Raw genomic sequence first — 17,695 nt, 5'->3', positions numbered from 1 at the left:
ATGGGTCAGCTGAGAAACCTGCTGCGGGGCCTGGGAGGCAACTGTACGCGCGGAATCCTGCCGCGCAGCAAGCGCGGCCGCAGCTCAAAGCACATAGAATCCTGCCCGGAATGCACGTCGCTTCAGTGGCGTGAGCGCCAGTATCTTGAGCGCCTGCGCAGCGCGGCCATCCCCGCTGCAAGCGAGGACTTCACTGCCAGGCTGTTGGCCAGGACACAGCAGCTCGCGTCTGCGCCGGGCGGTACGGCCGCCGGCCATGCCGTGCGCCGAAGCACGCCCGCAGGGTTCCCGGCGCTACGCGCACTGGGCCTGGCGGCGGGCGGGGCCCTGGCCGCGGCCGGAGTGGTCACCGGCGCTGCCTACTTCGTGGCCGGTGACCCCCGGCCCGTCGCCGACGGCACCCCTGCAGCGTGGTCCCGGCAGCACGAGGCCGCTTTCGGACTTCAACCGCCGGCCGGCAGTGCTTCCCCCGGGTCCGCCGGCATGCTGACATCCACAGACCTTGAGGGACTCCGCACGCAGGGATGGTCGTGCCCGGAGCTTCGCGACATGGGGTTCCACGTCCTTTGGGCGCGGCATGAAACCGTCGCCGGACAGGCAGTCCTGGAATTGCGGCTCACTGACGGGACACACTTTGCCACAGTCCTCGAACAGCACTCGCAGCCGGGACCCGCTGACGGCGCACAACCAACCGTGCCGCTGTCATCGCCCACGAACATCCTGACCGGCCGTCCTGCGGAGGTCGACGGGTTCGTGCGTTCGCCTGGGGGTGCTGCGGCCGGCAGCGCGGCAGGCGGGGCGGTATGGATCAATGCTTCTGCCCCGTGGCGGGCCATTTACCAGGCTCCGGGCGTGACCTTCACCTACATCTCGGATCTGCCTGCTGACTCCGCCGATGATGGCGTGGCAGAACTGGTTCGCTCGGGTTCCACCACCTCAGTGCGCAGCCCCGAGGTCCCCGCGACCGGAACGGCCGGCAGCGCCGCGCCCGGCACGGAAAGCGTGCCTGCCGGGGAAGGCCTGCCCGACAGGCTGCAGCGCGGCCTGGGGCGCATCGTGGAGCTTTTTACGCCATGAGCCGGCCGCCCGGAGCAGCCGCCGCTGTGCGCTCCGCGTCAGAATCGTCACCACTGTGCCGGAGAGGGTAATCTTCCTAAGGTGTTTGGAATCAACGGTCCGGAGTTTCTTCTTCTGCTGATCATCGGGGTCCTGGTGATCGGCCCCAGCCGGCTGCCCGAATACACCCAGAAACTGGCGAACCTGGTCAAGGAAGTCCGCCGGATGGCGTCCGGCGCACGGGAGCAGATCAAGGACGAAGTCGGCATCGACATCGACGAGGTCGACTGGAAGAAATACGATCCCCGCCAGTACGATCCCCGCCGGATCATCAAGGAAGCCCTGCTCGACGACGACACCAAGCCTGTCAGTGCCGGGGCGCCGGCTGCGGTCGCGGCAGTTGCCTCTGCCGCCGCGGCATCCTATGCGGAAGAGCGGCCGGCGCGCGTCATCGAACGGCTGCCCGAGGGCGAGCCTGCCCCCTTCGACTCCGAGGCCACGTAGGGCCCGGATTTCGACAGGCCCAATCACCCGGGGACAGGCTCCATCACCGGGGCTGGAGGCCCAGCTTCATACCCGTCAGGCCCCGCGGCCTTGCAGCCAGCTTGTCCGCTATCCCCGTCAGCGCCTTGGCCGCCGGGGTCTCGGGACGGCCCAGCACGATCGGTTCGCCGGCGTCGCCGCCCTCGCGCAACAGGATATCCAGGGGAATCTGGCCCAAAAGCGGCACATCCGCGCCGACGGTGGCGGTCAGGCGCTCGGCGAGGACAGCGCCGCCGCCGCTGCCAAAGAGTTCCATCCTGCCGCCGTCGGGCATTTCCAGGTAGGACATGTTCTCCACAATCCCGGCCACGGACTGGCCCGTCTGGGTGGCGATGGCACCCGCCCGCTCGGCGACGTCGGCGGCAGCGGCCTGCGGTGTGGTCACCACCAGGATCTGTGCCTTCGGAAGCAGCTGCGCCACGGAGATGGCGATGTCCCCGGTGCCCGGAGGCAGGTCGAGGAACAGCGCGTCCAGGTCGCCGAAATAGACGTCGGTGAGGAACTGCTCAAGGGCTCGATGGAGCATTGGCCCGCGCCACGCCACCGGCTGGTTGCCCTTGACGAACATGCCGATGGAAATAACCTTCACGCCGTACGCGACCGGCGGCAGGATCATGTCGTCCACGCGGGTGGGGGCCTGGTCGATGCCCATCAGCGCGGGGACCGAGAACCCGTACACGTCGGCGTCGATGATGCCGACGCGCAGTCCCCGGGCAGCCATGGCACAGGCGAGATTCACCGTGACGGAGGACTTGCCCACCCCGCCCTTTCCGCTGGCAACAGCAAACACCTTCGTGAGGGATCCGGGCTGGTTGAACGGGATGCCGCGCTGGCCGCCCGGTCCGCGGAGTTTTTCCTTCAACGCGTCCCGCTGCTCCTGCGTCATCACTCTGAGCTCGACGTCGACCGCCGTCACTCCGGGAACTGCCGACAGCGCGGCCTCGGAGTCCGCGGTGATGGTGCCGCGCAGCGGACAACCGGAAATGGTGAGCAGCACGACGAGCCGCACTCGGCCGTCGTCGGCGATGTCCACGGACTCCACCATGCCAAGTTCAGTGATGGGGCGCCGCAGTTCGGGGTCGATGACGGTGGCCAGTGCAGCGTCCACTGCCTGGGCCAGGGGGGTGCTCATGCAGTCAGTGCTCAGCTTTCGGGGGAATTGAGGTGCGCGGGAGTGCCGGGGTGGTCCGGCTTGACCTTGGGGATCTGCTGGGTCCGCGGGTTGCGCTGTTTGTCGCGGCGTTCCTTCAGCTTCTCCTTGAGTTTGTCCTTCGGCGACTCGTGGCTGCCGGCGCCGGACGGGTCATGGGTGCGGAGTTCCTCCTGCGCCTCCAGCATGTCCTCGAGCAGGCTGCGCAGCTCGGCGCGGACGTAGTCGCGGGTGGCGACCTCGCGGAGCGCGATGCGCAGGGAGGCCAGCTCCCTGGTGAGGTACTCGGTGTCGGAGAGATTGCGTTCAGCGCGCTGCCGGTCCTGCTGGAGGGACACGCGGTCGCGGTCATCCTGCCGGTTCTGGGCCAACAGCAGCAGCGGGGCCGCATAGGAGGCCTGGAGGGACAGCATCAGAGTAAGCAGGGTGTAGCCCAACGCCTGCGAGTCGAACTGCCAGGCCTCGGGCGCGAAAGTATTCCAGACCAGCCAGAAGACGCAGAAGATCGTCATGTAGACCAGGAAGGTCGGTGTGCCCATAAAACGGGCAAAGCCTTCCGTGGCGTGGCCGAACGCGTCGGGATTCGGCGAAAACTTGGGAAGAATGCGCTGGCGCCCGCTGAGCGGCGTATCCAGGCCACCGGATGTCTTGGCTCCGGGACGGTGGGAGGAGTTCCGGGGTGAGCTGAGATCAGCCAATGCGGCCTCCAAGTTTCCTTATCGGGGCGTCATCATCGTGGGCGCGCCAGTCGTCCGGCAATAGGTGGTCAAGCACGTCATCGACAGTCACCGCCCCCACGAGGCGTCCGTCCTCGTTGACGACCGGGAGTGAGTTCAGGTTGTAGGTGGCCAGGGTGCGGGCCACCTCGCTGATGTGTGCCTGGTCCGACACGGGTTCCAGGTTCTTGTCCACCAGGTTTCCGAGCGGTTCGGGCGGCGGGTAGCGAAGGAGCTGCTGGATGTGGACCACGCCGAGGAACCGCCCCGTGGGCGTTTCCAGCGGCGGACGGGCAATGAAGATCGACGACGCGAGCGCCGGTGAGAGCTCCTCCCGCCGGACGTGGGCCAGGGCTTCGGCCACCGTGGCCTCGGGAGGGAGGATCACCGGGACAGGCGTCATGAGTCCGCCGGCGGTGTCCTCGTCGTACTCCAGGAGGCGACGGACGTCCTCGGCCCCTTCGGGTTCCATGAGTTGGAGCAGTTCCTCTGCCTGTGCCGAGGGGAGTTCGGCGAGGAGGTCGGCGGCGTCGTCCGGATCCATCTCTTCGAGGACGTCGGCGGCGCGGTTGACGTCGAGGGCGGAGAGGATTTCCACCTGGTCGCCTTCGGGCATCTCCTGCAGGACGTCGGCAAGCCGTTCATCCTGCAGTTCGCTGGCCACTTCGAAGCGGCGTTTGTCGCTCATCTCCTGCAGCGCTTCGGCGAAGTCGGCCGGTTTCAGGTCCTCGTGCGTGGCCACGAACTGGGTGGCGGCCTGCGGCTCCGTCCTCGCGCCCTGCAGGGCATCCGCCCAGTCGATGATCATGGTCTCGTTGCGGCGGAGCCGGCTCAGCGGCGAGAGGGAGTGGCCGCGGCGCACGAACAGTTTGCTGACGAACCAGTCGCCGGAACGGTGCCGGTCCATGGCGATGTCCTCGATGGTGGCGTCGCCGCTGCCGTCCGCCAGGGTCACTCGGCGGTCGAACATTTCGGCCACCACCAGGGTTTCGGCCCCGCGCTGTTCGAAGCGGCGCAGGTTCACCAGGCCGGTGCAGATGACCTGGGTCTGGTCGATTGAGGTAATCCTGGTCATGGGGACGAACACCCGCTTCTTGCCGGGGACTTCCACCACGATGCCCACCACGTGGGGGGCGCCCCGGGTGCCGCGGGAGAGCACCACGACATCGCGCAGCCTGCCCAGCCGGTCGCCCAGGGGGTCGAAGACATCCAGTCCGAGAAGGCGCGCAACAAACACCCGCGAAAGATTTGTGCTCACTTGTACAGGCTACCGAGTCTGCTCTCTTTTAGCTGAATTTCAGCCTGCACACAGCCGGATGGGCAAGAATGGAGGTATGTCAAACATTTTTGGTGCTCCCAAGGCCGGTGTCCCGAACGGGCCGGATGAATTCCGCACGGTTCCGGCCGGGGACACCGTCGGTTCGTATAACTCCTACTTGGACGCCCAGAAGGCGGTGGACTACCTCGCGGACCAGCAGTTCCCCGTCCAGCTGGTGTCCATCGTGGGCAACGACCTGAAAATGGTGGAGCGCGTCACCGGGCGGCTGAGCTACCCACGGGTCGCTCTGTCGGGCGCATTGAGCGGCATGTGGTTCGGCTTGTTTGTCGGCGTGATGCTGTCCTTCTTCTCGCCGACCGGCGGCTACTTCTCGATTGTGACCTCGGTGCTCATGGGTGCGGCGTTCTTTATGCTCTTCGGCATTGTCACCTACGCAACGCAGCGCGGGAAGCGTGACTTCACGTCAACGAGCCAGGTGGTGGCCACGAACTACGACGTCGTGGTGGCTTTCGAGGCTTCCCACGAGGCACGGCGCATGCTGCAGCAGCTGCCCATGACCCCGTCGGACGCGTCTGCAGGGTCTGCTTCCTATGGGCAGGGGGGCTATCAGAACCAGCCCTTCCAGCAGCCCGGGCACCAGCACGGTCCGCAGCAGGGGCCCCAGCGTCCCGCGGGTTGGAACGACCCCTACGGCCAGCGGACCCCGGAGGCAGGGAACCAGCCGGCCGCGGGCGCCCACGCGGCATCCGGAGCGGTCAGCCAAGGTCCGCAGCCCCCTTCCGAGGAACACCCCCAGCACGTGGCCGCGCCGACGCCCGCGGTGCGCTACCCGGACCTCCCTGACGGCCGGCCGCAGTACGGGGTGCGCGTGACCGACGCGCCTACGCCTGAAGGCGGCGCCAAACATGAGCCCGCCGAGGGCAACACTCAGCAATAACGCGAACACCAAAGGCCTCCGTCCGGACGATCCGGACGGAGGCCTTTGTGTTTCCGATTTACGGCTTTCCGGGGCTACGCGTGGTCGGCTTCCTGATAGATGCCCGCCATCCAGGACTCGACGTCGTCGGCCTTGCGGGGGAGGGCGGCACTGAGGTTGACGGGACCGTCGGCCGTCATCAGGATGTCATCCTCGATCCGGACGCCGATGCCGCGGTACTCCGCGGGAATCGCGAGATCCTCGTTCTTGAAGTACAGGCCGGGTTCGATGGTGAACACCATGCCCGGAGTGAGGACGCCGTCCAGGTAAAGCTCACGCTTGGCCTGGGCGCAGTCATGCACGTCGAGGCCCAGGTGGTGGCTGGTGCCGTGCGGCATCCAGCGGCGGTGCTGCTGGCCCTCGGGGCTGATGGCCTCCTCGACGGACACGGGCAGCAGGCCCCATTCGGCAAGGCGTTCGGCCAGGACCGTGGTGGCGGCTGTGTGGATGTCACGGAACTTGGTGCCGGGGCGGGCTGCGGCGAAGCCGGCGTCCGCTGCGTCCAGGACGGCTTCGTACACCTTCCGCTGGATGTCGCTGAACGTGCCGTTGGCGGGCAGGGTGCGGGTGACGTCGGCGGTGTAGAGGGAATCAGCCTCAACACCTGCATCCAGCAGCAGCAGTTCGCCGGCGTTGACCTTTCCCGTGTTCCGCGTCCAGTGCAGCACAGTGGCGTTGTTGCCCGAAGCCGCGATCGTGTCATAGCCGAGCTCGTTGCCCTCTTCCCGGGCACGGGCGAAGAAAGCGCCTTCGACTACCCGCTCGCCGCGCTGATGCGTCAGTGCGCGGGGCAGCGCCTTGACCACCTCGGCAAACCCTTCCACCGTGGCGGCCACGGCAATTTTCATTTGCTCGATTTCCCACGGGTCCTTGAGCAGGCGGAGCTCGGAGAGGGCTTCCGTGAGCTTCTCGTCGAGGGCATCCAGCACGCCCAGGTCCAGGTTGTCCGGGTCCTTGGCCGTGTTGTAGCGGGCCGTGTCCACGAGGGCGTCGATGTTGTCATCCACCTTGCGCACCAGCCGGATGGAAATGCCGCCGATTTCGGGGGCGCCCACGTTCTTGGTGATGGCGAGCTCGAGCTGGTCAATGTGCGCCGTGGCGAGGCCCAGCCTCCGCTCGAACTCCGCGAGCGTGGGGCGGGCGCCGATCCAGAATTCGCCGGAGCGGGAGTCTGCATAGAACTGTTCGGTGTCCCGGCCGGCCAGGGGCCGGAAGTACAGAGTGGCGCGGTGGTTTCCGCCGTCGTCGCCCGTGCCTTCCGGCACCGGTTCCAGAATGAGCACGGCGTCGGGCTCGTGGTCCAGGCCCAGGCCGGTCAGGTGCGCGAAACCGGAGTGGGGGCGGAAACGGTAGTCGCAGTCATTGGAGCGGACCTTCAGGGGCCCGGCGGGGACCACCAGGCGTTCGCCTTTGAACAGGCCCGAGATGGTGCGACGCCGTTTGGCGGCGTGGTCGGCGACGGCGTCCCGATCGGGGAGCTCTTGTGCCGACGGCGCCCAGTTGCTGGCCATAAAGGCTTTGAAGGCGTCGGAACTGGGCCGCTGGGAGCGGTTGTTGACGCGCTCTTCGAGGGGCTGGTTTGAGGGAGTTTCGCCGTTGTAGGCGTTATCTGCATCGTTCACCGTCCCATAGTCTCACCAGCGGCGTGGCCGGGGCCACCGAACACTGCACCGCACACCGCACCGGCCGCCCACGGCGGGGATCTACTAGGCTGGGCTGGTGAAGATTGATCTGCATGCGCACTCGAACGTTTCCGACGGCACGGAGGCGCCCGCAGCGGTGATGGCGTCCGCCGCGGCCGCAGGCCTGGACGTGGTGGCCCTGACCGACCACGATTCCACTGACGGCTGGGCCGAGGCGTCCCTCGCGGCCCGGGCCGCAGGGATTGCGCTCGTGCCCGGCATGGAAGTGTCCTGCCGGACCGAGGAAGGCATCAGCGTCCATCTCCTCAGTTATCTCCATGACCCGTCGCATCCGGGCCTGCTGGAGGAAATCACCAAGGCCAAGGACGCGCGCCTTACCCGGGCCGAGCGCATGGTCACCCTCCTGGCCGAGGACTACCCGCTGAGCTGGGACGACGTCATCCACCACGTAGCACCCGGCGCAACGCTCGGCCGGCCGCACATCGCCGACGCCCTGGTGGCCGCCGGAGTGGTCGCGGACAGGACCGAAGCCTTCGCCTCGATCCTGACCTCCCATTCCCGGTATTACGTCCAGCACTACGCCCCGGATCCGGCCGTCGCCGTGGCACTGGTCCGGGCGGCGGGCGGCGTGCCGGTGTTCGCCCACCCGGTGGCGTCCGCACGCGGCCGCGTGGTGGGCAGGCGCACCTACTTGGAAATGATCGACGCCGGCCTGGCCGGATTGGAGATCGAGCACCGAGACAACCCGGAAGACGGCCGGGCCTACCTCCGGGCGCTTGCGGAGGAGCATGGCCTGCTGGTCACGGGCTCCTCTGACTACCACGGCACCGGCAAGCCGAACCTGCTGGGCGAGAACCTGACCTCGCCCGAGGTCTTGGCGAGGATCGAAGAGCAGGCGACCGGAACCGCCGTCGTACGTCCTTGAACTGTATGCCCAACTGACTGGCAGTTAACGCTGTGAAATCGGCGGATGACGACGTTAAGTGCGAGTCAGTTGGGCGGGAAGGACGTGAACGTCGCGTGGGCGCTGAGGCGCTTGGCCATCACGTCGATGGCGGGCTGGTTCTGGTCCACGCAGACGAATTTCCGGCCGAGCTTGGCGGCCACCGCACCCAGGGTGCCGGAGCCCGCGAAGAAGTCCAGGCACCAGTCGCCCGGCCGGCTTGAAGCGGCCACGACGCGGCGGATCAGGCCCTCGGGCTTCTGCGTCGGGTAGCCGGTCTTTTCCTTGCCGGTGGGGGAGACGATGGTGTGCCACCAGACGTCCGTGGGCAGCTTGCCGAGCTCCCGCTTTTCCGGAGTCACCAGCCCCGGCGCCATGTATGGTTCGCGGTCCACTTCAGCGCTGTCGAAGTGGTACTTCGCCGGGTTTTTGACGTACACCAGGATGTTGTCGTGCTTGGTGGGCCAGCGGAACTTGGCACGTGCGCCGTAGTCGTAAGCCCAAATGATTTCGTTCAGGAAGCATTCGCGGCCAAAGATGGCGTCCAGCATCACCTTGGCGTAATGCACTTCCCGGTAGTCCAGGTGAAGGTAGAGGGTGCCGTCGTCGGCCAGCAGCCGCCACGCTTCCACGAGCCTGGGTTCCAGGAACGACCAGTAGTCACTGAAGGCGTCGTCGTATTTGTGCAGGGCGCCTTTGATCGTGTCATAGGAGCGGCCCTTGAAACCCACGCGGTCGCCGCCGCCGTCCGAGTTCCGCACCATGGTGGTCAGCTGCCGACTCTGGGCGCGGCCGGTGTTGAACGGCGGGTCGACGTAGATGAGTGTGAAGGCGCCGTCCGGCAGCGTGGGGAGGTACTCGGCGTTATCCGCGTGTACCACCAGGTTGCTGCCGTCCGGCGCCCAGACGGTGTCAGTCATTGAGGGGTTTAGGCCTCAGTGTTGCCGTGGTGCGCGCCGTCCTGCGCTGCAGTTCCGCCGCCCACCACTTCGCCGTTGCGGCGGCGGGTGCGGGTGCGGCGGCGGGCGCGGGTGGCCCGGTCAACCTCGGCGGGCGCCGCAGCTGCCACCGGGGCTGCCACCGGGGCCGCCTCGGCAGCGGGAGCGGCTGCTGAACTGCTGTCGGAGGAACGACGGCGGCGGTCACCTGAGCGTGAGCCCTCGCGTCCGGCGCTGTCCCGGGTGCCGCCGGCGTCGCTGCGGCGGGAATCGCGTCCGCCGGAGCGGCTGCCGTCCCGTCCGCCGCCGGTGCTTCCGCCACGGGCGGTGTCCCGTCCGCCGTCCCTTGCGCTGCCGCGCCCGGGTTTCTTGCCGGTCTCGCCCAGGTCCTCGAGGACTTCGGCGTCGACGCCGGCAAGGACGCGCTTGTCGCGGGGCAGGCGGCCCTTGGTGCCTTCGGGGATGTCCAGCTCTTCGTAGAGGTGCGGCGAGGAGGAGTAGGTTTCCACCGGCTCCGGGTAGCTCAGGCCAAGGGCCTTGTTGATGAGGCCCCAGCGCGGCATGTCGTCCCAGTCCACGAACGTCACGGCGGTGCCCTTGTTTCCGGCGCGGCCGGTGCGGCCGACGCGGTGCAGGTAGATCTTTTCGTCCTCGACGCACTGGTAGTTGATCACATGCGTGACGTCGTCGACGTCGATGCCGCGGGCGGCGACGTCGGTGGCCACCAGGACGTCGACCTTGTTGTTCCGGAAGGCGCGCAGCGCCTGCTCGCGGGCGCCTTGGCCGAGGTCGCCGTGGATGGCGGCCGCGGCGAAACCGCGGTCCACCAGTTCCTCGGCAACCTTGGCGGCGGTGCGCTTGGTCTTCGTGAAGATGATCGTGCGGCCGCGTCCGCGGGCCTGCAGGATGCGGGCGACGACCTCGACCTTGTCCATGCTGTGGGCACGGTAGATCAGTTGGCGGATGTCGCGCTTGGTGAGGCCCTCGTCGTCCGGATCAGCAGCACGGATGTGGGTGGGCTGGGTCATGTAGCGGCGCGCCATGGCGATGACCGGGCCGGGCATGGTTGCCGAGAACAGCAGGGTCTGGCGGACGGCCGGGGTTCCCGCGATCAGCGTCTCTACGTCCGGCAGGAAGCCGAGGTCCAGCATTTCGTCGGCCTCGTCGAGGATGACGATTTTGACGTTCTTCAGGCTCAGGTGCTTCTGCTTGTAAAGGTCGATCAGCCGCCCTGGGGTGCCGACAACAACCTCGACGCCCTTCTGCAGCGCCTCCACCTGGGGCTCGTAGGCACGGCCGCCGTAAATGGTGGCAATGCGGGCATTGCGCTTGCGGGCAGCGTTTTCGAGGTCCTTGGCAACCTGGACAGCGAGTTCGCGGGTGGGCACAATCACCAGTGCCTGCGGCGCGCCCGGGACTGCCAACTTGTCGAATCCGGGGTCGTCGCGTCCCACCACGCGCTGCAGCGCGGGGATGCCGAAGCCGAGGGTCTTGCCGGTACCCGTCTTCGCCTGGCCGATGATGTCGTGGCCGGCGAGGGCCACGGGCAGGGTCATCGCCTGGATGGGGAAGGGGTGCGTGATTCCGGCGTCGGCCAGGGACTCGACGATGTCGGCGCGGACGTTGTAGTCGGCGAAGGTTTTTTCTTCAATCTCGTGCGGTTTTTCGTCCGAGATGATGGTCTCTTCCGGCTCGATCGATTCGGTGCCGGTGTCGTCGGTCAGAAGTTGGTGCGTGTGCAATTCACTCACAGGGGAGTTTCCTTATTCATTTGGGCATTGGCGCTGCTTGCTCAACGGGGCCGGCCGCAAGGCCGTTCCGGAGCACGCTCAGGCGCGCAAGCAAATCCAGTGGAAGCCGATCGCGGGCTATCTAAATGCTGGCACTGGGGACCAACGGGTGTATCTCAAGATCGCGTAGGGGCGGGCTTGTTGAATTCAAAAATCATGGAAATCAACGACCGGGCATCCATTACTACCCCTTCAGTCTAGCTGTTGACCGCAACCATCACCGACTGACGCCCGGGCACGGCCCACAGCCAATCCACAATCACTCCACCAACTCCAGCCGGATCGCGCGTGTGTCGATGTCCGAGGAGATCAGCCTGACCCGGACGGTGGTGCCGGATTCAAGTTCGCCGGGGCACCTGGCGGTCACTGCCGGGTCCGCGATCTGGATGATGCCGGACGGTCCGTTCCCGTTTCCGTTGCCGCCGTTTCCGTTTGTCTTGCCCGGTTTCGATCCGGAGATGACCACGGCGTCGAACTCCTGCCCGATGTGGTTGACAAGGAGGGCGGCCTCCACCGTATCCAGGGCCAGCCGCTCCATCCTTGCTGCCAGCTGGTCCGAGGCCGCCATAATCTCCGGCAGGGACGGCAGGGCGTCACGGGCCCAGCCGGGGACAGCAGTGCGGTTGCTCAGCGCCTCGCAGATCACCAGGACAAAACGGTCTATCAGCCGCCGCAGCGGGGCCGTGGTGTGCGCGTAGGCAGCTCCGATTGCCGACTGGATGGCGTCCTTCGGCACTGTGCCGTCAAAGGGCGTATAGCCGGCGCCCCGGAACAACATGCCGGCGGAATGCAGGATGGCCAGCTGCCTGGGGTCCGTGGGATCAAGGGAGCGCAGGTACTCCCCGTAGCTCGCCCGGCCGTCCCAGGGCTTTCCGAGCGCGTTCGTCTGCCGTTTGAAGTGCAGGAGCGAGCGTTCGTCGGGCGAAGGCATGGTCCGCAGGATCCCCACTTTGCCTTCCAGCATCAGGTCCGCCGCAGCCATGCCGGTCATGAGGGAGATCTGGGCGTTCCAGTCCTCCACCGGAAGGGACGGAGCAGCGACAATGCGGTAGCCGCCGTCGGGCAGCTGTTCAATGTCCTGTTCCGGCATGTTCAGGCTGGCTCCGCCGCGCAGCCTCTCCAGTTCCACCCGCTTGAGCCCCACTTCCTTGAGCAGCTGCAGGACGGGGGCGGCAGTGCCGGCATCGAGTTCGGCCTGGACGCCCTTGTAGCTGAGCTTGGCACGGCTCCGGATTTTGGCACGGCGCACCAGCACTGACTGCACGCGGGCCCCCGCGTCCAGGCTGAACTCCCAGACGAAAGCGGAGCACATTTGTCCGGCCAGCAGGCTGCCCGCCTGTTCGCTGATGACTTCCGGGTGAAGCGGAATCCGGCCGTCCGGGGCGTAGAACGTCTGCCCCCGGCGGCGTGTTTCGGCGTCCAGCGCCCCGCCGGGTGCCACAAAGGACGGCACATCGGCGATGGCGTAGAAAACCTTGTACCCGTCGCCTGACCGCTCGATGAACAGGGCCTGGTCCAGGTCCGTGGACGACGCCGGATCTATGGTCACAAAGCCCACATCCGTGAGGTCCAGGTCCGGCATCTTGTGTTCCGCAATGGCCGCCAGCGCATCCTGAAGGACATCATCAGGAAACGGCCCCGGCAGCTCCAACTCCGTACGGAGCGCGTTCAACGCGTCGGCCAACCGGTTGGTCTGTTCGTGGACACTTGGAGTCAGGCGATGATGGGACACGAAAGTCAGGTTAGCTCCATTTCCGCCATTAGTCTTGGACGATGAGCTCAACCCCGGCTGACACTGCTCGCTACAACCGCTTCGTCGCGGACCTGTTCGGAATGATGGCCTACGGCGAGCTTTCGGCCTTTGAGCGGTTTGCCGCCGACGCACGGTATTCACCCACCCTCCACGACCGGGCGGTGCTCGGCAGGATAGCCGTAGTGGAGTTCCGGCACTACGAACTGGTGAGCGCCCGGCTCGAGGCCAGGGGGATCGACGCCGAGGACGCCATGTTGCCTTTCCAGCCAGCCGTGGACTACTTCCATTCGCGGACACGCCCGGCCGACTGGTACGAATCGCTGATGAAGGCCTACGTCATCGACACGGTCTCTGCCGACTTCTACCGGGCCATCTCACAATACGTCGACGCCGAAACGCGGGAACTCATCGAACAGATCCAGGCCTCCGATGAAACGACGGAGGTTCTCCGCGACCGGCTCAAGGGTGCCCTCGCCGATGATCCCAGGCTCGCCTCCAGGCTGGCGCTGTGGGGCAGGCGGCTGCTGGGCGAAGCCCTGACCCAGGCGCAGCGCGTCAGCTATGAGCATGCGTTCCTGGGAAGCCTGATCGGCGGCGAGGACACCGCCGAGGCGAAAGACCTGGTCAGCGGCCTGATCGCCGGGCTGGCGGAAAACCACTCCAAGCGGATGACGCAGCTCGGACTGACCGGATAGTCAGGATGCGCCGGTGTCGAGCGCTTCGAGCAGTGACCGCGCGGCCGCGGCGGGATCGTCCGCCTCGGTGATGGCGCGGACCACCACAATCCGCTGCGCCCCTGCAGCCACCACCTGCTCAACGTTGCCCAGGTCAATGCCGCCGATGGCGAACCACGGAACCGTCGTCCCGGCGGCCGCTTCTTTGCCGGCGGCGCTTGCCGCGTAGCGGAGCAGGTCGAGGCCGACGGCGGCCCGCCCCGGCTTCGTGGGGGTGGCCCAGACCGGCCCCACGCAGAAGTAGTCCAGTCCTCCGGTACCGCGGGATGCGGCCCTGGCGGCGTCGATCTGCCCGGTGCTGTGCGTTGACAGGCCGATGAGGGCTTCGTTGCCGAGGAACTTCCGGGCCGCCGCCAGCGGAAGATCCTTCTGTCCGATGTGGAGCACGGGCGCGCCGGAAAGCGAGGCGATGTCCGCGCGGTCGTTGACCGACCACAGGCGCCCGTGGCGGCGCGCAGCGGACTCCAGCACAGCAAGAAGTTCGAGCTCTTCGGCCGCCTCCAGGTTCTTGTCGCGGAGCTGGATGATGTCGACGCCACCGGCGTAGGCGGCATCCACGAAGTCTTCGAAATCGCCGCGGTCCGTGCGGGCGTCAGTGCAGAGGTACAGGCGGGCATCGGTGAGGAGAGCTTGCTCGGTCATGGCACCAGCCTAGTTCCCCTAAACTGGGGGAGTACCGCGGGAGCCCGCAGCAGCTGTCACAAAGCTGCAGGGCTGAGAGGGCGTCAGAGCCGACCGCTTGACCTGATCCGGTTAGTACCGGCGTAGGGAAGGATGACTATGGCCCCGCATACCCCAGCAGGCAGCCCCGCCGCGCGCAGCCGCGACATCAGCGCCGACGTCGCCGTGGTTGGCGGCGGAATCATCGGCCATGGCATCGCCTGGGAGGCCCGGCAGTCGGGCCGGTCCGTGGTGCTCATCGATGACGCGCCCGGTACGGGAGCGAGCTGGGCCGCCGCCGGCATGCTGGCACCGGTCAGCGAACTCCATTACCAGGAGGAGGACCTCCTGGAGCTCATGCTTCACTCCTCCGGGCTGTGGCCCGCGTTTGCGGCGAGCCTTGAAACCGAGGGGGTTCCCGGGGAATCCGGCAGCGGCGGCCGGGACACCGGCTACCTCACGACGTCGACCCTCGCCGTGGGGGCCGACGCCGCCGACCGCCGCGCGCTCGCCGACCTGCGCGGCGTCCAGCTGTCGAGCGGCCTCACCGTGGAACCGCTGACCGTCAGGGAAGCGCGGGCACGGGAGCCGTTGCTGAGTCCCGGGATCTCCTGTGCCTTCGACATCCCGGCGGACCACCAGGTGGATCCCCGAAAGCTCCTCGCCCTCATCGCGGAGTCGCTGGCAGGTTCCGCCGTGCGCCGGCGGGCGGCCGGCCTGCTGTGGGAGGACGGGCGGGTCAGCGGCGTCAGCCTGGCCGGGGGAGGTGCAGTGCACGCAGCGGAGACGATTATTGCCAACGGGCTGGAGTCTGCGTCCCTCGGCGGGCTGCCCGCGGGACTGAAGCTGCCCCTCCGCCCGGTGTACGGGGACATCCTGCGGCTGCGGGTCCCCGCCTACCTGCGGCCGCTGCTGACATCCACCGTCCGCGGCATGGTCCATGGGGTTCCCGTCTACATCGTGCCCCGGCAGGACGGAACCGTGGTGATCGGGGCCACGCAGCGTGAAGACGCCCTCCCGGGGGCAGACGCTGCGGACCTTGGAGCCGGACACGCAACGCCGGTCCGTTCAGCCGTTTCAGCCGGCGGCGTCTACCAGCTGCTCCGTGACGCGCAAGTGCTGGTTCCGGCCGTCGCCGAACTGGAACTCCTGGAAGCCACGGCAAGGGCGCGTCCGGGAACGCCGGACAACGCGCCGCTGCTGGGGCGCGTAGCCGCTGCGGGAACCGGCAAGGACGTCGAAGGGCTGATCATTGCCACCGGATTCTTCCGGCACGGCGTCCTGCTCACTCCTGCGGCAGCGTCCATCTGCAGGGAGCTCATGGACGGCACCGCCGACGTCCGCTGGGCGCCTTTCCGGCCCGACCGGTTTTCCGGCCTTTCGCCAACGCCGGCAACACCGGCAACGCCACCGAACATCGTCACAATTGACCCGAACAAGGAAACAGCATGAACATCACACTGAACGGCACCGTCCATGCGGTGGACGACGGAGCGTCTGTCACCACCCTCATCAGCCAGGTCACTGGCAGGAACCTCGCCCCCAACGGGCAGGCCGCCGACGGCCGGAAGCTGGGCGTCGCAGTGGCCCGGAATTCCGAGGTGGTGCCGCGCAGCCAGTGGTTCGTCACGGCGCTCGCCGAGGGCGACGACGTCGAACTCGTTACCGCGGTACAGGGAGGTTGAGCATCATGGCAGGAACTACGGTTGCCGGCGTGGCAGGGACGGCACGGCACGCGGCGGCGGACCCCTTCATCGTGGACGGTGTCCACCTGGGATCGCGGCTGATTATGGGAACCGGCGGCGCGCCCAGCCTGGACGGTCTGGGGGCGGCGCTGATCGCCTCGGGCACGGAGCTGACCACCGTGGCCATGCGCCGCTATTCCCCGGCGGAAACAGGTTCGCTGTTCCAGCTCCTGGTGGACCACACCATCAGGGTCCTGCCCAATACGGCCGGCTGCTTCACCGCACGGGACGCCGTCATGACGGCGGAACTGGCGCGGGAAGCGCTGGAAACGGACTGGGTGAAGCTTGAAGTGATTGCCGACGAGCACACCCTCCTGCCGGACGCCGTGGAACTCGTGGATGCCACAGAGCAACTGGTCAACCGCGGGTTCAAGGTGTTCGCCTACACGAATGACGACCCCGTGCTGGCCCTGCGGCTGGAGAACCTCGGAGCCACGGCCGTGATGCCGCTTGGATCGCCCATCGGCACCGGCCTGGGCATCCTGAACCCGCACAACATCGAACTCATCGTTTCCAGGGCATCAGTTCCCGTGGTGCTGGACGCCGGCATCGGTACGGCGTCCGACGCGGCCCTCGCCATGGAACTGGGCTGCGACGCGGTGCTGCTGGCGACCGCAGTGACCCGGGCGCAGAACCCGGCGATGATGGGGGAGGCCTTCAAACACGCTGTCATCGCCGGTAGGCTGGCGAAGGCGGCCGGCCGGATTCCGCGCCGCGAACACGCCCTTGCCTCGTCCGCCATGGAGGGCCGGGCGGAGTTCCTGTAGCAGTCCGAACCAGGCAAGGAGCCAGCGGTGACCGGCAAGGAAGACGTTCTGACGCGAGCCCGGATCGACGCCGCCCTGGCGGACCTTCCCGACTGGAGGTACCGGCTGGGAGGCCTGGTGACCGTTTTCAAGACGCCGACGGCGGCCGGAGCGCTCGAGCTGATTGCCGCCGTCGGGCGCCTCGCCGAGGAGCAAAACCACCACCCGGACCTGGACTGGCGCTACAACAGGGTGTTCATCCGCTTCACCTCGCACGACGCCGGCTCGGAGGTGACGGAGCGTGACGTCACCGCGGCAGCGGCCGTGAGCCTGGCAGCCGCTGCTGCGTCGGCGGCCGCTGAGCCCGGCCTGTACCGGACAGTGGAGATCGCCATAGACACTGCGAACCCGGACGAGATTTCCGAGGTGTGGCGGACCGCCCTTGGCTATCGGAAAGGGAGGTACGGCGACCTGGTCGACCCCTACGGCCGAGGCCCGGGGGTCTGGTTCCAGGAAACGCCCACCCCGAACGAGAACCGCTTCCACCTGGACATCCACCGGAGCAAAGCGGAATCCGGCCCGGCACTGGAGAAAACCGCAGCCACCGGGGCCTTAATGAACCGTGACCACGCACCCAACTGGGTGGTGGTCACGGATGCGCAGGGGAACCGGCTGTGCCTCTGCACCGAGGAAGGGCACGACCCGGATCTGTAGCCCTGGCTAGAGTCTCAAGGCTGCCGTCAGCTGCTTTGTGTCATGCAGGGTACGCTTCCGGCCCAGGTACACCGCGGCAGCGAGTGCCGCCCCGGTGCCCAGCACCATGGGCAGCACCCAGGGAATCCACGTCAGGCCGGGCTGGTAACCAAGCCCCGCTGCCATGAAGATGATCCAGCTCAGCATCCCCACGGCAAGGGAAATGCCCGGCGGCATGGCGATGCCGTACTTCGCATGGCGCCGGTCGTTGGCCCAGACGACAAGGCCTGTGGCAGCGGTGACCAGGGCCACGATTACCAGGGAAAGCAT

Annotated in this window: 18 protein-coding genes and 1 riboswitch; of the genes, 9 read left to right on the top strand and 9 right to left on the bottom strand. The window is 67.3% G+C overall.

Annotated elements, in window-relative coordinates; genetic code table 11:
• The gene (locus ACSQ1X_RS14220; protein WP_436058125.1) at positions 1 to 1,077 is read left to right on the top strand and encodes an anti-sigma factor; all 1,077 of its coding nucleotides are present in this window, start codon (positions 1 to 3) and stop codon (positions 1,075 to 1,077) included.
• Between the two features lie 81 nt (positions 1,078 to 1,158).
• Positions 1,159 to 1,560: a Sec-independent protein translocase TatB gene (locus tag ACSQ1X_RS14215; protein ID WP_436058124.1), complete on the top strand. Its 402-nt coding sequence runs from the start codon at positions 1,159 to 1,161 to the stop codon at positions 1,558 to 1,560.
• Positions 1,561 to 1,603: 43 nt separating this feature from the next.
• Here the strand turns inward: ACSQ1X_RS14215 and ACSQ1X_RS14210 are convergent, their stop codons facing one another.
• Genes ACSQ1X_RS14210 through ACSQ1X_RS14200 form a run of 3 tightly spaced genes read right to left on the bottom strand, consistent with a single transcriptional unit; the run spans position 1,604 to position 4,723 of the window.
• Positions 1,604 to 2,731, bottom strand: coding sequence for an Mrp/NBP35 family ATP-binding protein (locus ACSQ1X_RS14210; RefSeq protein WP_436058123.1), 1,128 nt, complete (start codon positions 2,729 to 2,731; stop codon positions 1,604 to 1,606).
• Between the two features lie 11 nt (positions 2,732 to 2,742).
• Complete coding sequence (locus ACSQ1X_RS14205) at positions 2,743 to 3,459, bottom strand: DUF1003 domain-containing protein (protein ID WP_436058122.1); 717 nt, start codon at positions 3,457 to 3,459, stop codon at positions 2,743 to 2,745.
• Positions 3,440 to 4,723: a magnesium transporter MgtE N-terminal domain-containing protein gene (locus tag ACSQ1X_RS14200; RefSeq protein ID WP_055796684.1), complete on the bottom strand. Its 1,284-nt coding sequence runs from the start codon at positions 4,721 to 4,723 to the stop codon at positions 3,440 to 3,442. The genes ACSQ1X_RS14205 and ACSQ1X_RS14200 overlap by 20 nt, the downstream gene beginning before the upstream one ends.
• A 76-nt stretch (positions 4,724 to 4,799) precedes the next feature.
• Here ACSQ1X_RS14200 and ACSQ1X_RS14195 point away from each other — a divergent pair, with 76 nt between their 5' ends.
• Positions 4,800 to 5,681 (top strand): general stress protein, encoded by an 882-nt coding sequence (locus ACSQ1X_RS14195; RefSeq protein WP_436058121.1) that lies wholly within the window; start codon positions 4,800 to 4,802, stop codon positions 5,679 to 5,681.
• Between the two features lie 74 nt (positions 5,682 to 5,755).
• On the opposite strand, the gene ACSQ1X_RS14190 is transcribed toward ACSQ1X_RS14195, so the two are convergent.
• On the bottom strand, positions 5,756 to 7,342 hold the full coding sequence (locus tag ACSQ1X_RS14190) for an aminopeptidase P family protein (RefSeq protein ID WP_436058120.1): 1,587 nt from the start codon (positions 7,340 to 7,342) through the stop codon (positions 5,756 to 5,758).
• 97 nt (positions 7,343 to 7,439) lie between these two features.
• On the opposite strand from ACSQ1X_RS14190, the gene ACSQ1X_RS14185 reads away from it, so the two are divergent.
• On the top strand, positions 7,440 to 8,288 hold the full coding sequence (locus ACSQ1X_RS14185; RefSeq protein ID WP_436058119.1) for a PHP domain-containing protein: 849 nt from the start codon (positions 7,440 to 7,442) through the stop codon (positions 8,286 to 8,288).
• A 65-nt stretch (positions 8,289 to 8,353) separates the two neighbouring features.
• On the opposite strand, the gene ACSQ1X_RS14180 is transcribed toward ACSQ1X_RS14185, so the two are convergent.
• From ACSQ1X_RS14180 to ACSQ1X_RS14170, 3 genes are all read right to left on the bottom strand, one after another.
• Complete coding sequence (locus tag ACSQ1X_RS14180; protein ID WP_436058118.1) at positions 8,354 to 9,226, bottom strand: DNA-methyltransferase; 873 nt, start codon at positions 9,224 to 9,226, stop codon at positions 8,354 to 8,356.
• A gap of 8 nt (positions 9,227 to 9,234) precedes the next feature.
• Positions 9,235 to 10,995, bottom strand: coding sequence for a DEAD/DEAH box helicase (locus ACSQ1X_RS14175; RefSeq protein WP_436058117.1), 1,761 nt, complete (start codon positions 10,993 to 10,995; stop codon positions 9,235 to 9,237).
• Positions 10,996 to 11,293: 298 nt separating this feature from the next.
• Positions 11,294 to 12,766, bottom strand: coding sequence for an RNB domain-containing ribonuclease (locus ACSQ1X_RS14170; RefSeq protein WP_436058116.1), 1,473 nt, complete (start codon positions 12,764 to 12,766; stop codon positions 11,294 to 11,296).
• A gap of 41 nt (positions 12,767 to 12,807) precedes the next feature.
• Between ACSQ1X_RS14170 and ACSQ1X_RS14165 the strand changes: the two genes are divergently transcribed.
• Positions 12,808 to 13,482 carry a ferritin-like domain-containing protein gene (locus ACSQ1X_RS14165; protein WP_436058115.1) on the top strand — a complete coding sequence of 225 codons (675 nt, stop codon included), beginning with the start codon at positions 12,808 to 12,810 and terminating at the stop codon, positions 13,480 to 13,482.
• Here the strand turns inward: ACSQ1X_RS14165 and thiE are convergent, their stop codons facing one another.
• Positions 13,483 to 14,163, bottom strand: a complete 681-nt coding sequence (thiE, locus tag ACSQ1X_RS14160; RefSeq protein ID WP_436058114.1) for a thiamine phosphate synthase — start codon at positions 14,161 to 14,163, stop codon at positions 13,483 to 13,485.
• Positions 14,164 to 14,189: 26 nt separating this feature from the next.
• A riboswitch (TPP riboswitch) is annotated at positions 14,190 to 14,309 on the top strand.
• Between thiE and thiO the strand changes: the two genes are divergently transcribed.
• The 4 genes from thiO (at position 14,302) to ACSQ1X_RS14140 (ending at position 17,386) form a co-directional block, all read left to right on the top strand.
• Positions 14,302 to 15,633 (top strand): glycine oxidase ThiO, encoded by a 1,332-nt coding sequence (gene thiO / locus ACSQ1X_RS14155; RefSeq protein ID WP_436058113.1) that lies wholly within the window; start codon positions 14,302 to 14,304, stop codon positions 15,631 to 15,633. It overlaps the preceding riboswitch by 8 nt.
• Positions 15,630 to 15,866: a sulfur carrier protein ThiS gene (thiS, locus tag ACSQ1X_RS14150; RefSeq protein ID WP_055796656.1), complete on the top strand. Its 237-nt coding sequence runs from the start codon at positions 15,630 to 15,632 to the stop codon at positions 15,864 to 15,866. The genes thiO and thiS overlap by 4 nt, the downstream gene beginning before the upstream one ends.
• 5 nt (positions 15,867 to 15,871) lie before the next feature.
• Positions 15,872 to 16,693: a thiazole synthase gene (locus ACSQ1X_RS14145; RefSeq protein ID WP_436058112.1), complete on the top strand. Its 822-nt coding sequence runs from the start codon at positions 15,872 to 15,874 to the stop codon at positions 16,691 to 16,693.
• Positions 16,694 to 16,720: 27 nt separating this feature from the next.
• Complete coding sequence (locus tag ACSQ1X_RS14140; protein ID WP_436058111.1) at positions 16,721 to 17,386, top strand: 4a-hydroxytetrahydrobiopterin dehydratase; 666 nt, start codon at positions 16,721 to 16,723, stop codon at positions 17,384 to 17,386.
• A gap of 6 nt (positions 17,387 to 17,392) precedes the next feature.
• Here ACSQ1X_RS14140 and ACSQ1X_RS14135 read toward each other — a convergent pair whose 3' ends face one another.
• Complete coding sequence (locus tag ACSQ1X_RS14135) at positions 17,393 to 17,695, bottom strand: hypothetical protein (RefSeq protein ID WP_436058110.1); 303 nt, start codon at positions 17,693 to 17,695, stop codon at positions 17,393 to 17,395.

Origin of the sequence: Arthrobacter sp. LjRoot78 (assembly GCF_964254335.1) — a bacterium.
Lineage (GTDB): Bacteria > Actinomycetota > Actinomycetes > Actinomycetales > Micrococcaceae > Arthrobacter.
This window is presented reverse-complemented; position numbering and strand designations above follow the sequence as displayed.